Annotated in this window: 3 protein-coding genes; all 3 read left to right on the top strand. The window is 76.1% G+C overall.

What is annotated here, in order from left to right; all coding sequences use genetic code 11:
* The first annotated feature begins 7 nt into the window (after nt 1–7).
* From E1285_RS13230 to E1285_RS13220, 3 genes are read left to right on the top strand one after another with little or no spacing between them, the layout of a single operon-like run.
* On the top strand, nt 8–4,900 hold the full coding sequence (locus E1285_RS13230; protein ID WP_243722749.1) for a non-ribosomal peptide synthetase: 4,893 nt from the start codon (nt 8–10) through the stop codon (nt 4,898–4,900).
* A complete protein-coding gene (locus E1285_RS13225) occupies nt 4,869–10,460 on the top strand; it encodes a type I polyketide synthase (RefSeq protein ID WP_132151662.1) in 5,592 nt (1,863 codons plus the stop codon). Before E1285_RS13230 ends, E1285_RS13225 begins: the two co-directional genes overlap by 32 nt.
* Nucleotides 10,457–15,976 (top strand): non-ribosomal peptide synthetase/MFS transporter, encoded by a 5,520-nt coding sequence (locus E1285_RS13220; protein WP_132151660.1) that lies wholly within the window; start codon nt 10,457–10,459, stop codon nt 15,974–15,976. The genes E1285_RS13225 and E1285_RS13220 overlap by 4 nt, the downstream gene beginning before the upstream one ends.
* Nucleotides 15,977–16,023 lie beyond the last annotated feature (47 nt).

The following is a 16,023-nucleotide window of genomic DNA, read 5'->3' as shown; positions in this document are numbered from 1 at the left end:
GGGGGACATGATCACGGCCCAGGCCGCCCGGACCCCCGGCGCCATCGCCGTCAGGCAGTGGAACGACACCCTCACCTACCGTGTCCTGGCCGGAGCCGCCGCGACACTGGCCCGGGACCTCCGGCGGCTCGGCATCGGCCCGGAGCGGAGGGTCGGGGTGTGCCTGCGGCGGACGCCGCTCATGCCCGTGGCCGTCCTCGGCGTGCTGCTCTCGGGCGGCGCCTACGTGCCGCTCGACCCGTCCCATCCGCGGAGGCGGCTGGCCGGCCTCATCGCGGACGCGGCCATCGACGTCGTCGTGGCCGACGAGACGGGCCGGGAACTCCTGGACGGTCCCGGCCCGCGCGTGCTCGTCCCCTCGCTGGACGAACCGTCGCCCCCACCGCCGACCCCCGCCCTGCCTGAGAACGCCGCCTACGTCCTCTACACGTCCGGGTCGACCGGCGAACCCAAGGGAGTGACGGTCGCCCACCGCAGCGCCGCGGCGTTCGTGACCATGGCGGCCGATTGGTTCGGGCTGGACGAAACGTGCCGCTCGATCGCGTTCTCCGCGCTGGGCTTCGACGTGTCCGTCCTGGACATGCTGGCCCCGCTGACCAGGGGAGGCAGCGTGCAGCTCGTCGGCGACGGCGACCGCGACGACCCCGGCCGGCTCCAGCGTTTCCTGGACGAGCACGAGGTGACGTGGGGTTTCCTGCCCCCGGCTCTTCTGCCGCTGCTGGATCCCGAGGGGATGCCGCACCTGCGCGACCTCGTCACCGCGGGCGAGCCGGCCGGCCCGGAGCAGGTGGAGCGCTGGTCGAAGCCGCCGGAGCGGAGGTTCCACAACTGGTACGGCCCGACCGAGACGACCGTGTGCGTGGTCGGGACGGAGCTGACCGGCCGCTGGGACCGCCCGCTCCCGATCGGCCGCGCGCTTCCCGGCTGCCACGCCCACATCCTGGACGAGCGGGGCGGGCCCTGCCCGCCGGGCGTCGCGGGCGAGCTGTGCATCGGGGGCCCGCAGGTGTCCCGCGGCTATCTGGGACGCCCCGGCCTCACCGCCGAACGCTTCGTCCCCGACCCGTTCGGAGGAGGACCGGGCGCGCGGCTGTACCGCACGGGCGACCGGGCGGTGCTGGACGGGGAGGGACGGATCGCCTTCCTCGGACGGCTGGACCGGCAGGTGAAGATCCGGGGCCAGCGGGTCGAGACCGGCGAGGTCGAGACCGTGCTGCGCGGCCATCCCGGCGTCCTCCAGGCGGTCGCCGACGTCGCGGCGGACGAGCTCATCGCCTACGTCGCGCCCCGCGAGGCGCCTGGCCTGGACGAGCTGCGCGGCCACTGCGCCGACCGGCTGCCCGCCTACATGCTGCCGACCCGGCTCGTCCGGCTCGGCGCGCTGCCGCTCAACACCGCGGGCAAGGTCGACCTGGACGCGCTGCGCGCCCGCGCGGTCCCGGAACCGGCGCCGTCCCCGAGCGGGAACGGCACGGTGGCCGGGATCTGGGCGCGCGTCCTGCGATCACCGGCTCCCGGGCCCGGTGACGGGTTCCTGGAGTCCGGCGGCCATTCGCTGCGCGCCATGCGGATCGTCTCCGCGCTGCGAGCCGAGACGGGCCGCGACGTCACCGTCGAGGACGTCTTCGCCGGGCGGACGCTCGCCGGTCTGCAGGCGCGGGTGGCGACGGCTCCCCCGCTGCCCGGCCACCCGGTGCGCGCCGCGCCGGACGGGCCGGTGCTGTCGCCCATGCAGCGGAGGCTCTGGTTCGTCGAGCAGCTCGCGCCGGGCACGCCCGTGCACAACGTGGCGATCGCGGAGCGGCTGCGCGGCCCGGTCTCGGCGGACGCGTTGCGCACGGCGCTGACCGCCGTGGCCGCCCGGCACGACGTGCTGCGCTGGCGCGTCCGGCAGCGGTCCGGCGTCCCCTACGTGGTCGTGGACCCGCCCGGCGAGGTGCCGCTGCCCGTCGCCGAGCTCGGCGGGTCCCCGCTGGAGGAGGCGCTCGCGGCCGAGGCGTCCACGCCGTTCGACCTGGCCGCCGGGCCGCTGCTGCGCGCCCGGCTGATCCGGCTCGGCGGCGACGACCACGTGCTGGCGCTGACCGTCCACCACATCGTGTTCGACGGCTGGTCCCACGGCGTCCTCGCCGACGATCTGGCCGCCGCGTACGCCGGAACGCCCGCCGCGCCGCCGCGCGCGAGTTTCGCGGACTACGTCGGCCGGTCGCTGGAGCGGGCGAGGCGCCACGGCGCGGACCAGGCCGCGTGGTGGAAGGACCACCTGGCCGGGGCGCCGGCGGTGCTCGACCTCCCGCGCGACCGCGCCCGCCCGCCCGTCCAGACCTTCCGCGGCGAACGCGTCACCGCCCGGACCGGCCCGGAGCTCGCCGCCGCCGTCGACGCCCTCGGCGTCTCGCTCGGCGCCACCCCGTACGCCGTCCTGCTGGCGGCCTTCGGGGTGCTGCTGCACCGGCTCACCGGCCAGGACGACCTGGTCGTCGCCACCCCGTACGCCGACCGCCCGGACGCCGCGTTCGAGGACCTGGTCGGCTGCTGCCTGCGGATCCTGCCGCTGCGGCTGCGGCCGGACGGCGCCGCGGACTTCGGCGACCACGTGCGGCGCTGCCGGGACGAGCTCGCCCAGGCGAGCGCCCACGGCGACCTTCCGTTCGAGGGGATCGTCGAGGCGCTGGGCGTCCCGCGCGACCTGGGCCGCGGACCGCTCGCGCAGGTCGCGTTCAACATGTTCGGGTTCGCCGAGCCGCGGCTGCGCCTTCCCGGCTGCACCACCGAACCGGTCGAGGCCGGGCTGCCCGGTTCGCTGTTCGACCTGACCATGTACGCCGACCGGACTCCCGGCGGGCTGGCGTTCCAGGTCGTCCACAACCCCGACCTGTTCGACGGCGGCCGCGTCGAGGCGCTGCTCTCGGGCTACCTGCGGCTGCTCGGAGAACTCGTCGCCCGCCCGCACGCGCCGGTGCGCGAGGCGTCGCTGCGCGACAGGGCCGCCCCGGGCTGGGACGAGCCGCTCCCGGAATGGACGGGGCCGGGCGTCCTGGAACGGGTACGCCGGGCGGCGCCGGACGCCGTCGCGGCGTCCGGGGCCGGGGGCGAGCTGACCTACCGCGACCTCACCCACCTGAGCCGCCGCACGTCCGCCGCCGTCCGCGCGGCGGGCGTCCGCCCCGGCGAGACGGTGGCGGTGCCGGCGGTCAGGGACGTGGCCCTGCCCGGCCTGCTGCTGGGGGTCCTCGCCTCCGGGGCGCGCTGGGTGATCCTGGACCCGTCCGATCCACCGGACGTACGGCGGGCGCAGGCCCGCGCCGCCGGCGCCCGCGCCCGGCTGCGCGGCCCCGGCACCGCCGGGGACGACGGCGCCCTCCGCGACCTCCCGGCCGTCCTCGTCCAGGACGACGGCCCCACCGACGACGCCGAATCGCCGCGCGGCTACATCTCCCTGACCTCGGGCACCACGTCCGACCCCAAGCCCGTCGTCACGACGGACCGCCCGCTGGCCCGCTTCGTCGACTGGTACACGGCCGCTCACGGCATCGGCCCCGGCGACCGCGTCGCGCTGCTGTCCGGCCTGTCCCACGACCCCGCGCTGCGCGACATGTTCGTCCCGCTCGCCGCCGGGGCCCGGTTGTGCGTGCCCGGCGAGCCGATGGTGCGCGACCCGGAACGCCTGGCGGAATGGCTGCGCGCGCAGCACGTCACGGTCGCCCACCTCACCCCGCCCATGGCGCGGATGCTCTGCGCGGCCGCCGCCGGGCCGGTCCCCGGCCTGCGGCTGATCGCGCTCGCGGGCGACCGCCTCACCGAGGACGACGCGCTCCGCCTGGCCGTCCTCGCCCCCAACGCCCGGATGCTGAACCTGTACGGCACCACCGAGACCCCGCAGGGCCACTCCTGCCACGAGATCGATCCGGCCCGGCTGACCGCGACGGCGCGTCCCGTCCCCGTCGGACGCGGCGTCCGCGGCAGCCGCCTGCTGGTCGTCGACCCCGCGGACCGGATCTGCGGGACCGGCGAGCTGGGCGAGGTGGTGATCCGCAGCCGCCACCTCGCCGGCGGCTACCTCGACCCGTCGCTGACCGCGCGCCGCTTCGGCGCCACGCCGGGCGCCGCCGATCCCGGCGACCGGATCTTCCGCACCGGCGACCTCGGACGGTACGCGCCGGACGGCACCGTCGAGCTGGCGGGACGCGCCGACGACCAGGTGAAGATCCGCGGGTACCGGGTGGAGCTCGGCGCCGTCGAGGCCGCGATGCTGGACCATCCCGAAGTCCGGGCGGCCGCCGCCGCCACGGCTCTGGACGCGTCCGGCGCGCGCGTCGTCCACGGCTACGCGGTGCCCGAGCATCCCGGTCTCACCCCGGCCGGCCTGCTGGCCCATCTGCGCGCGAAGCTGCCGGACGCGGCCGTCCCGGCGGACGTGCGCCTGGTCCCGGCGATCCCGCTGACACGCGGCGGCAAAGTGGACCGTTCCGCGCTGCCCCGGCAGCGGCGGCGCCCGCTCCCGCCCGCGTCCGGCGGGCCGCTGACCCCCACCGAACGGGTCGTGGCCGAGGCGTGGGGCGCGGTGCTGGGGCGGCTGCGGGTCGGGCCGCGCGACAACTTCTTCGACATCGGCGGCCACTCGCTGGCGATCGTCGCCGTGCAGGCCCGCCTGGACCGGGCCCTCGGCCGCCGGGTCCCGGTGGTCGAGCTGTTCCGCCACCCCACCGTCCGGGAACTGGCCGCCTTCCTCGAAGGCGGCGCCCGCCACAGCCCCGGGCTCGACCGGGCGACCCGGCGGGCCGCCGCCCGCCGCTCCCGTTCCCGGCGGCACGACCGCCCCTCTCCATCCACGCGACCGGTGCACGGCGACCAGAAGGACGCGGACCATGACGACCCCCCATCCAGCCTCCCCGGTTGACCGGCGGCACGAGCAGCACGAGCGGCACGAGCACGGCGAGCAGGACGAGCAGGCCGTGGAGCCGATCGCGATCATCGGGCTGGCCTGCCGGGTCCCCGGCGCCGGCGACGCCCGGCGGTTCTGGGACAACCTCGCCGGAGGCGCGGAGGCGATCCGCTACTACTCCCCGGAGGAGCAGCGCGAGCTGGGCGTGCCCGAGCACGTCCTGAACGACCCGAACTTCGTGCCGGCCGCGATGGTGCTGGACGACCACGACTCCATCGACGCCGCGTTCTTCGGCATGTCGATCCGCGAGGCGGAGATCCGCGACCCGCAGCACCGGCTGTTCCTGGAACTGGCGCACACCGCGCTGGAGGACGCCGGCTACGACTCGGCCCGCTACCCCGGCGAGATCGGCGTGTACGGCGGGGTGGGACCGGACGTCTACCAGTGGATCAACATCCGCAGCAATCCCAAGGCGTACGCCAACGCGGGCTGGCTCGCGGTGATGGTCAGCAACCACGCCGACTACTGCGCCACGCTCGCGTCCTACAAGCTCGACCTGCGCGGGCCCAGCGTCACGCTGCACACCGCCTGCTCCACCTCGCTGGTCGCCGTCCACACCGCGTGCGAGTCGCTGCGCAACGGCGAGTGCGACATGGCGCTGACCGGCGGCGCGACCATCGAGGTACCCGCCGGGCACGGCTACATCTACGACGACGACGGCATCACCTCGCCGGACGGGCACTGCCGCGCCTTCGACGCCGGGGGCAAGGGCACGATCTGGGGCAGCGGCGGCGGCATCGTCGTGCTGAAGCGGCTGGCGGACGCGCTGGAGGACGGCGACAACGTCCGCGCGGTGATCCTCGGCAACGCGATCAACAACGACGGCGCCAACAAGGTGGGGTTCTCCGCACCGAGCGTGGAGGGCCAGTCGGCGGTGGTGGCGCAGGCGCTCGGCGTCGCCGGGGTCGACGCCCGCACCGTGTCCTACGTGGAGGCGCACGGGACCGGGACGGCGCTGGGCGACCCGATCGAGGTCGGCGCCCTGTCGAACGTGTTCGGCCAGGCCAGTCCGGACACCGGCTGGTGCGCGATCGGCTCGGTCAAGACCAACATCGGGCATCTGGGCCAGTCCGCCGGGATCGCCGGGGTGATCAAGACGGTGCTGGCGCTGGAGCACGGGATGATCCCGCCGAGCCTGCACTACGAGTCCCCCAACCCCAGGATCGACTTCGGCGAGAACCCGTTCTACGTCAACGCCTCGCCCGCGAAGTGGGAGACGAACGGCGCCCCGAGGCGGGCGGGCGTCAGCTCCTTCGGCATCGGCGGGACCAACGCGCACCTCGTCCTGGAGGAGGCGCCCGCCCTGGACCGCCCCGTCCGGGAGCCGCGCCCGCTGCACCTGCTGCACGTCTCCGCCCGCACGGAGACCGCGCTGGAGGCGTCGTGCGAGCGGCTGGCCGCGCATCTGGACGGCAACCGCGACCTGGACCTCGCCGACGTCGCCTTCACCCTGCGGGAGGGGCGGCGCAGGCTGGGCCGCCGCGCCGCGGTGGCGGCCGCCGGCATCGACGACGCCGTCGCCGCGCTCCGCGACCCGCGGCGCCTCGTCACCGGCGCCGTGCCCCGCCGCGCCCCGCAGGTCGCGCTGCTGTTCTCCGGGCAGGGCGCGCAGTACGCGGGCATGGGCGCGGAACTCCACGAGGCCGAGCCGGTGTTCCGGGACGCCGTCGACGAGTGCGCCGCGATCCTCGCCGGCGAACTCGGCGAGGACATCCGCGAGCCGCTCCTCACCCGCGGCGAGGAGGGCGACGAGCGGCTCCGCCAGACCCGCCTGACCCAGCCCGCCCTGTTCACGGTCGAGTACGCGCTGGCGCGGCTGTGGCTGTCGTGGGGCCTGGAGCCGGCCGCGATGATCGGGCACAGCATCGGCGAGTACGCCGCCGCGACGCTCGCCGGGGTGTTCGAGCTGCCCGGCGCCCTGCGGCTGGTCGCCGCCCGCGGCGCGCTGATGCAGGAGATGCCGCCGGGCGCGATGCTCGCGGTGCCGCTGGACGAGGAGGAGGTCCGCCCGCGGCTCCCCGCCGACCTGGCCGTCGCGACCGTCAACGCGCCCGGCACCTGCGTCGTCTCCGGGCCCGCCGAGGCCGTGGACGCCTTCGCCTCCGAACTGGCGCAGGAGGGCGTCGCCGGTACGCCGCTGCGCACCTCCCACGCGTTCCACTCACCGATGATGGAGCCGATCCTGGGCCGGTTCCGGCAACTGGTGGAGGAGACGCCCCGGTCCGCGCCCCGGATGCCGTTCGTCTCCAACGTCTCGGGCACCTGGATCACCGCCGAGGAGGCGACCGACCCGTCCTACTGGGCGCGGCACCTGCGCGAGGCGGTCCGGTTCGGCGCGGGCGTGGAGACGCTGCTGAACGACGGCGAGTGGCTGTTCGTCGAGTGCGGGCCGGGCCGCCAGCTGTCGAGCCTGGTCCGGATGCAGCTGGGCCGCGACGCGGCCCGCCCGGCGCCGAGCCTGCCGGGTCCGCGCGACGAGGTCTCCGGCCCGCACACCGTCTACGCCGCCGCCGGGGCGCTCTGGACGCGGGGCATCGACCTCTCCGGCCCGGCCGCCGGAGGCCGCCGCGTCTCGCTGCCCGGCTACCCCTGGGAGCGCAAGCGCGCCTGGATCGAGCCCGCGGAGGGCGCCGGGCCGCTGGCCGTCGTCCCGCACATCGGCGGCGAGGCGAACCTGCCCCTGGAGGAGTGGTTCACCGTCCCCGCCTGGCGGCAGGCGCCGCGGGCACCGGGTGCGCCGGAGCCGATCGGCCGCTGCCTGGCGTTCGTGGACGGCGGCTCCGGCGAGCTCGGCGCGGCGCTGCGCGAGGCGGGCGCCGAGGTCGTCGAGGTCCGTCCCGGCGACGCCTACGGCAAGGCCGGCGACGGCGTCTACACCGTCCGCCCGGCCGAGCCCGCCGACTACGAGGCGCTCGTCTCCGACCTCGGGGACGTCCCCGGCCGCGTCGTCCACGCCTGGTCGCTGTCCGGCGAACCCGCGGAGGGGCCCGAGGCGGCCCTGCGGGCCCAGGACCGGGGCTTCTTCAGCCTGCTCGCCCTCGTCCAGGCGCTGACCGCGGCGGAGCCGTCCGGAACGCGGCTGGACGTGCTCACCGCCGGGACGCGGGCCGTCACCGGACGGGACGTGACCCGGCCCGAGCACGCCACCGTCGCCGGCATCGTCCGGGTGGTGCCGCTGGAGGCGCCCTGGCTGACCGTCCGGCACGTGGACCTCGACCCCGTCGAGCCGCTCGCCGACCCGGCCGCGGTGCTGGCCGAACTGGGCGGGGACACGGACGTCGCGCTGCGCGGCGGCCGCCGCTGGATCGAGGAATGGGAGCGCGTGACCGTCCCCGGCGCCGCCGAGGGCGCGCCGCCGCCGGCCGGCCCGGACGACGTCGTCCTCGTCACCGGGGGCCTCGGCGGCGTCGGCATCACGCTCGCCGAGGACCTCGCCCTGCGCGCGGGAGCCCGGCTGGTGCTGGCGTCCCGCTCCGGTCTCCCGCGCGAGAGCGAATGGGACGCCCGCGCCGCCGAAGGCGGGCCCACCGCGCGGGCCATCGCCGCCGTGCGCCGGATGCGGGACTCGGGCGCCGAGGTCATGGTGGTCGCCGCCGACGTCACCGACGCGGCGGCGCTGCACCGGGCCCGCGACGAGATCGTCGCCCGTTTCGGCCGGCTGGACGTGATCGTGCACGCGGCCGGCGTGCCAGGCGGCGGGATGGCCGAGGTCAAGGAGCGCGCCGCCGCCGAACGGGTGCTGGCGCCCAAGATCGGCGGCACGCTCGCGCTCCGCGAGGCGTTCGGCGGCCTCGGCCTGCGCGCGGTGGTGCTGTGCTCGTCCGTCACCGCCGTCGCGGGCGGGTTCGGGCAGGTCGACTACTGCGCCGCGAACGCCTTCATGGACGCGCACGCGTCCGGCGGCCACGGCTGGCCGTGCCGGGTGGTCTCGCTGGACTGGGGCGGGTGGCTGGAGGTCGGCATGGCCGCCGAGGCCGACGCCCCGTCCGCGTTCCGCGCCCTGCAGCGCGGGATGCGGTCCACGCCCGTCGACCACCCGATCGTCACCGAGATGCTGTCGGGCGAGGGGGGCGCCGCGTGGGCCGCGGGCGAGGTGTCCGCCCAGACCCACTGGGTGCTGGACGAGCACCGGATGGCGCCCGTCCCGGTCATGCCCGGCACCGGGTACGTCGAGACCGCGCACCGCGCCGCCGCCACGGCGCTGCCCGCCGTGGACGGCGACGGCACCGCCGTCGAGCTGCGCGACCTGACGTTCACCGAGCCCATGCCGGTGCCGGACGGCGAGGCGGCGCAGATCCGCGTCACCATCACGCCCGAGGCCGACGGGATCGACATGCGGATCTCCAGCCGCGTCGGCGGGGAGGTCCGCGACCACGTGCGGGGCGGCGCCGGCCGGATCGACCCCGGTCCGGCGCCGGTCGTCGACATCGCCGCCGTCCAGGCGCGCTGCGACCGGGCCGACGGGCGCGGCGGCGTCCCGCTGTCCAGCCTGCTCAGCTACGGGCCGCACTGGCGCAACCTGCGCAGCTGGTACATGGGCGACGGCGAGGCGCTGGCGTTCCTGCACGCCGAGGGCATCGTGGCCGCCGACCTGGACCGCTGGGTGCTGCACCCCGGCATGCTGGACGAGGCCACCTCCTTCGCCCGCATCAGCGTGGAGGGGCACTACCTGCCGCTCAGCTACGGGCGCGTGGTGGTGCGCGGCCCGATGCCCGCCAGGATGTGGAGCCACCTGGTGTTCCGCGACAGCGGCACCGACGAGGTGATCGTCGCCGACGTGACGCTGTACGACGAGGACGGCCGGGAGGTCGTGGCCATCGCCGACTACGTGCTGCGCCGCGTCGACCCCGACCGGGTGATGGGCGTCGTCACCCGCAAGGACACCACCGGCAAGGACACCACCGGCAAGGACACCACCGGCAAGGAACCGGCGCCCGCGTCCGCCCGGCAGGAGCGGTCGGGGGCGGCGCAGGGGCCGGGCATCCGGCCCGCGGACGGCGCCGAGGCGTTCACCCGGATGCTCGCCACCCCGCTCGGCCCGCAGGTGGCGGTCACCGCGACGCCGCTGCCCGCGATCCTGGAGGAGACCCGCGCGCTCACCCAGGAGACCGTCGAGACCGCGGTGGGCGAGGGCGCCGCGTCCGCACCGGCCCGCCGCGCGTCCGATGGTTTCGTCGCGCCGCGAACCGAGACGGAGGCCGCCCTGGCCCGGTTGTGGGGCGAGGTGCTGGGCGGTGAGGAGATCGGGGTCGAGGACGACTTCTTCGAACTGGGCGGCAACTCGCTCATCGGCGTGCAGTTCCTGGCGCTGCTGCGCAAGCAGATCGGCGTCCGGCTGCCGATGCGCACCCTGTTCGAGGCGCCGACCATCGCCGCGTTCGCCGCGCTGGTGGCCGCGGATCCGGGCGCGGACGAGGCGTCCCCGCCGGACCCCGGGGCGTCCGGCGACGGGGGCACCACCATCCCGCGCCTGCCCCGCGGCACCGACTCCGGTACGGGAGGCGTCGGGGCGTGAGCGACACGCAGGGGCTGAGCCCGGCGAAGCGGGCGCTGCTGGAGCAGCGCCTGCGGCGCCGGGCGCCCGCTGCGGCGCGCCCCGTGATCGAGCGCCTGCCGGACGGTGTGCCGCCGCCCCTGTCGTTCGCGCAGGAGCGGCTGTGGTTCATGGAGCAGTTCGCGCCGGGCACCGGGGCCTACAACGTCCCGCTGGCGGTGCGCCTGCGCGGGCAGTTGGACGAGGCGCGGCTGCGCGCCTCCCTGGACTGCGCGGCGGCCCGGCACGAGAGCCTGCGGATGCGGTTCCCGGCCGGACCGGACGGCTCGCCGCTCGTCGTCATCGCGGACCCGTCCCCCGTGGCGCTGGAACGCGCGGACGTCTCAGGGGACGTGGAGGAGGCGCGCGGACTGGTGGCCCGCGCGGCGGCACGGCCGTTCGACGTGGCCCGTGGGCCGCTGCTGCGCGCCCTGCTGGTGCGCGTCGCCGGCGACGACCACGTCCTGCTGGTCACCGCGCACCACCTGGTGATCGACGGCATCTCGGCGGGACTGCTGGCCCGGGAGATCCAGGAGCGCTACGCCGCCGGCCCGGACGCCCCGCCCGCGCCCGGCCCGCCCGTCCGGTACGGCGACTACGCGGCCTGGCAGCGGGACCACCTGTCGCGAGGCGCCCTGGACCGCGACCTGGAGTACTGGCGGGAGCGGCTGGACGGACTGGAGCCCGTCGAGCTGCCGGCCGACCGTCCGCGCGGCGCCGATCCGGCCTTCGCCGGGGGCACGCACCCGTTCCGGCTGTCCCCCGGCCTGGCCGGGCGGCTCGGGGAGATCGGGCGTGCGCACGGCGCGACGCCGTTCATGACGCTGCTGGCCGCCTACCAGATCGTGCTGGCGCGGCACTCGGGCCGCCGCGACCCGGCCGTGGGCACGCCGGTGGGCGGCCGCCCGCTGCCGGAGCTGGAGGGCCTGGTCGGCCTCTTCGTGAACATGGTGACGCTGCGGGCGGACCTGACCGGCGACCCGGAGTTCACCGGGCTGCTCGCCCGCACCCGGGACGCCGCCCTGGACGCCCTGGCCCACCAGGGCCTCCCGTTCGAGCAGCTCGTGCGGGACCTGCGGCCGGAACGGGACGCCGCCAGGTCACCGGTGTTCCAGGTGACCTTCACCTTCCACGACCCGGACCCGCCCCCGCCCCCGTACGGGCAGCCCGGCGGCCTCGCGGCCGAACCGTTCCCGGTCGCGCAGCGCACGACCCGCTTCGACCTGGAACTGCACGTCGCCGCCCGGCCCTCGGGCGCGCTGGACGGCGTGCTGGTCTACGACCGCGGGCTCTTCGACGCCGCCACCATCGCGCGGATGGCCGGGCACCTGCAGACGCTGCTCGGATCGATCGCGGAACGCCCCGGCGCGCGGCTCAGCGAGCTGGAGATGCTCACCGGCGACGAGCGGGCCGAGCGTGCGCGGTGGAACGACACCGCCGCCGACCTCGGCCCGCCCGCGACGCTGCACGGGCTCCTGGCGCAGCGGGCCCGGACCCGTCCGGACGAGGTCGCCGTCGTGCACCCCGGCGGCGAGCTCACCCGGGCGGAGGTCGAGCACCGGGTCCGGCTCCTCACCCGGGAACTCGCCGAGGCCGGGGTGGAACGCGAAGAACTCGTGGCCGTCGTCATGGAGCGCGGCTGGGAGCAGATCGTCGCGGTCCAGGCGATCCAGCGGGCGGGCGGCGCGTACCTCCCGGTGGGGCCCGACCTGCCCGAGCGGCGGCTGAGGCATCTCATCGAGCGCGGCGAATGCCGGGTCGCGCTCACCCAGCCCCGCCTGGCGGGCACCGTCTCCTGGCCGCCCGGACTCGACGTGCGCCAGGTCGTCCCGCCGTCCGGCGGCGAACCGGAACCGGCCGGCGGACTCGGCCCCTCGCGCCCCGACGACCTCGCCTACGTGCTGTTCACCTCCGGCTCCACCGGAGCGCCCAAGGGCGTGATGATCGAGCACCGGAACGCGGCCAACACCTGCCTGGAGATCAACCGGCGCTTCGCCGTCGGGCCGGACGACCGGGTGCTGTCCCTGGCCGAGCTCGGCTTCGACCTCTCGGTGTTCGACGTGTTCGGCGCGCCGGCGGCGGGCGCGGCCCTGGTGATGCCCGAGCCCGCCGCCGCCAGGGACCCGGCCGCCTGGGCCCGCTGGGTCGAGCGCGGGCGGATCACCGTGTGGAACTCCGTCCCGGCGCTGATGGAGCTGCTGGTGGAGCACGCCGAGCACGAGTACGCCGACCACGGGTACGCCGAACTCGGCTCGCTGCGGCTGGTGCTGCTGTCGGGCGACCGGATCCCGGTCGGGCTGCCCGGCCGGATCCGGGCGGTGGCGCCGAACGCCGAGGTGATCGGCCTGGGCGGGCCGACCGAGACCTCCATCTGGTGCGTCCAGCACCCGATCGGCGAGGTCGATCCAGGGTGGCGGTCCATCCCGTACGGGAGGCCGCTGGCCAACCACACCGTCCACATCCTGGACGAGGACCTCTCCCCGGTGCCGGTCGGCGTCACCGGGGAGCAGTACGTCGGCGGCGCAGGCGTCGCCCGCGGCTACTGGCGGGACCCCGAGCGCACCGCGGCCCTGTTCGTGCGGCACCCGTCCAGCGGGGAACGGCTGTACCGGACCGGCGACCTGGGACGGTTCGGCCCCGACGGCGTCATCGAGTTCCGCGGCCGGCGGGACGCGCAGATCAAGATCCGCGGCCACCGGGTCGAGCTCGGCGAGATCGAGGCGCACCTGGCCGCCCACCCGGACGTGGCCGAATGCGCCGTCACGGCGCAGGACGGCGAGCTGGTCGCGCACGTCGTGGCCGCACCCGGGGCCGAACCCGCGGCGGCGGCGCTGCGCGCCCACCTGGCCCGGATCCTGCCGGGCCACATGGTCCCCGGCCGGTACCGGACGCTGCCGCGGCTGCCGCTCAGCCGCAACGGCAAGGTCGACCGCAACGCCCTGGCCGTCCCCCCGGCGGAACTCGCCGGCACCTCGCCCGCGTCCCCGGAGCCGTCCGCCGAGCCCGCGACGGAGCTGGAGCGGACGGTCGCGGAGGTATGGCGGGAGGTCCTGGGCGACCCCGGCCTCGGCGCCGACGACGACTTCTTCCAGAGCGGCGGGCATTCGCTCGCCGCGATCAAGGCGCTGACCCGGCTGCGGCGCGTCCTCGCCGGCGGGGACTGGTCGGTGAGCGTGATGGACCTCTTCCGGAACCCGACCGTGCGGCGGTTCGCGCGGCTCCTGGAAGACCCGCGGGAGCGCGGTTCCGGCCTGCTGCACGAGTTGAAGGCGCCGCCGCCGGGGCGGCGCACGCTCAGCTACGTCTGCGTCCCGTACGCCGGCGGCCAGCCGCTGGCCTTCCGGGACCTCGCCGGCGCCCTCCCGGACGACCGCGCGGTGTACGCCGTGGCCGTCCCCGGCAGCGATCCGTCCCTGGAAGGCGAGCGGTCCGGGGAATCCGTCGAGGACCTCGCCCGGCGGTGCGCGGCGGAGATCCTGGAGCGCGTCGACGGTCCGCTCGCGCTGTACGGGCACTGCGCCGGCGGCGCGCCGGCCGTCGAGCTGGCCCGGCTGCTGGAGGCCGCGGGCCGCGAGGTGACGGCGGTCTACCTCGGCGCGATCTTCCCGTTCGCCCGCCCCCGCGGCCGGATCGCCGACCCGGTCCTGCGGCTGCGCGAGCGCGTCCTGGGCGACCGTATGTACGAGATCCGGATGCGGGCGCTGGGCACGGACGTGGCGGGCCTTGAGGACGCGCAGGTCCGGTTCATGGCCAGGGCGATGCGCCGGGACACCGTGCTCGCCGAGGAGTACTTCACCCGGCTGCTGCACGAGCGGGTGGCGCCGCTGCGCGCTCCGATCATCTCGCTGGTCGGCGCGCAGGACGGCGTCACCGACATGTACCAGGAGCGCTACCGGGAGTGGCGGTTCCTCTCCGGCTCGGTCGCGCTGGTGGTGCTGGACGAGGCCGGGCACTACTTCGTCCGGTACCGGGCCGAGGAGACGGCCGAGATCGTCGCCGGCACGCACGACGCGCTGGCCGCCGGGACCGCCGGAGCGCTGCGGCGGGAGGCGCGCGGTCCCGCCGCCACCTGGTGGCTGGAGGACGCCGACGACGGCACCCGGCCCGGCGGCGGGCCCGGAGAGCCGGCCGTGCGGGCCGCGCCCGAGCCCGGTCCGCGCCGCTTCCTCGCGGTCACCGCGGCGCAGCTCGCGGCGATCACCGGTTCGGCCATCACCGACTTCGCCCTGCCGATCTGGATCTACCTGACCACGGGGTCGCTGGCCCGGTTCGCGCTGTTCGCGACGCTGGCCATCGTCCCGGGCGTGCTGGCGGGCCCGCTGGCCGGAGCGGTCGTGGACCGGCTGAGCCGCCGGACCGTCATGCTGTGGAGCAACGGCGCGGCCGGGGCGGTGCAGCTGTTCCTCGGCACGCTGGTGTGGACCGGCACCCTGCGGATCTGGCACGTCTACCCGCTGATCGCCTGCCTGTCGGTGGTGTTCGTCTTCCAGCGGCTCGCCTACACCACCGCGATCCCCCAGCTGGTGCCGAAGCACTTCCTCGGGCACGCCAACGGGGTGGCCCAGATGGTGAACGGCATCGCGCAGTTCGGCGCCCCGCTGGCGGCGGTCTGGCTGCTGTCCACCGTCGGGCTGGGCGGCGTCCTGGTGCTGGGCGTGACCGGCTTCTTCGTCGCCGTCGCCGTGCTGGCGTTCGTCCGGTTCCCCAGGAGGCTGGGGCAGGTGCGCCGGGAGACGCTGTGGGAGGAACTGGTCAACGGGTTCCGCCTGGTGTGGCGGCACCGTCCGATCCGGGCGCTGCTCTGCTTCTTCGCGGCGTTCAACGTCCTGCTGTCCCCGCTGCTGATGTCGCTCTCACCGCTGGTGCTGGGATTCGGTTCGGTGTCGACCGCCGGGCAGGTGGCGGTCGTGGGCGGCGCCGGAGTGGCCGTGGGCGGGCTGGCGATCGCGGTTTGGGGCGGTCCCAGGGAGCGCCGCGTCCACGGCGTGATGGTGACCGGGCTGCTGCTGGCCGCGTTCGCGATGCTCACCGGGATACGGCCGGACCCGGTGTTCGTGGCGGTGTGCGCGTTCTTCCTGTACTTCTGGCTGGCGGTCCACAACGGCATCTACGTCACGCTCATCCATCTCAAGTTCCCGCAGCGCTTCCACGGCCGGATCCTGGCGGTCAACCAGATGATCGCCTGGTCCACGCTGCCGCTGGGCTTCGCCGTCGCCGTGCCGCTCGGCGCGCGGCTGCTGGAGCCGCTGATGGCCGCGGACGGCGCGCTGGCCCCCACCTTCGGGCAGGTGATCGGCACCGGGACGGGACGCGGGCTCGGACTGATGTACCTCGTCCTGGGCCTGCTCATGGCGGTGGCCGTCACGGTGGCCATGCGGACCAGGGCGCTGGGCCGGTTCGACCGGGACGTCCCCGACGCCCCGCCCGACGACCTGGTCGGACGCCAGGCCCTCCGCGAGCGCGCGGGAGCGGCTGCTCCGAGGAAGGAAACCGTATGAGCGGCGAAGCCGTTCGAGGGGTCTGGGGGCCCACCCCCAGGAAGGGC

It is taken from the genome of Actinomadura sp. 7K507 (assembly GCF_004348425.1).
Lineage (GTDB): Bacteria > Actinomycetota > Actinomycetes > Streptosporangiales > Streptosporangiaceae > Spirillospora.
The sequence above is the reverse complement of the archived record's forward strand: the minus strand, read 5'-3'. Positions and strand labels throughout refer to the sequence as shown.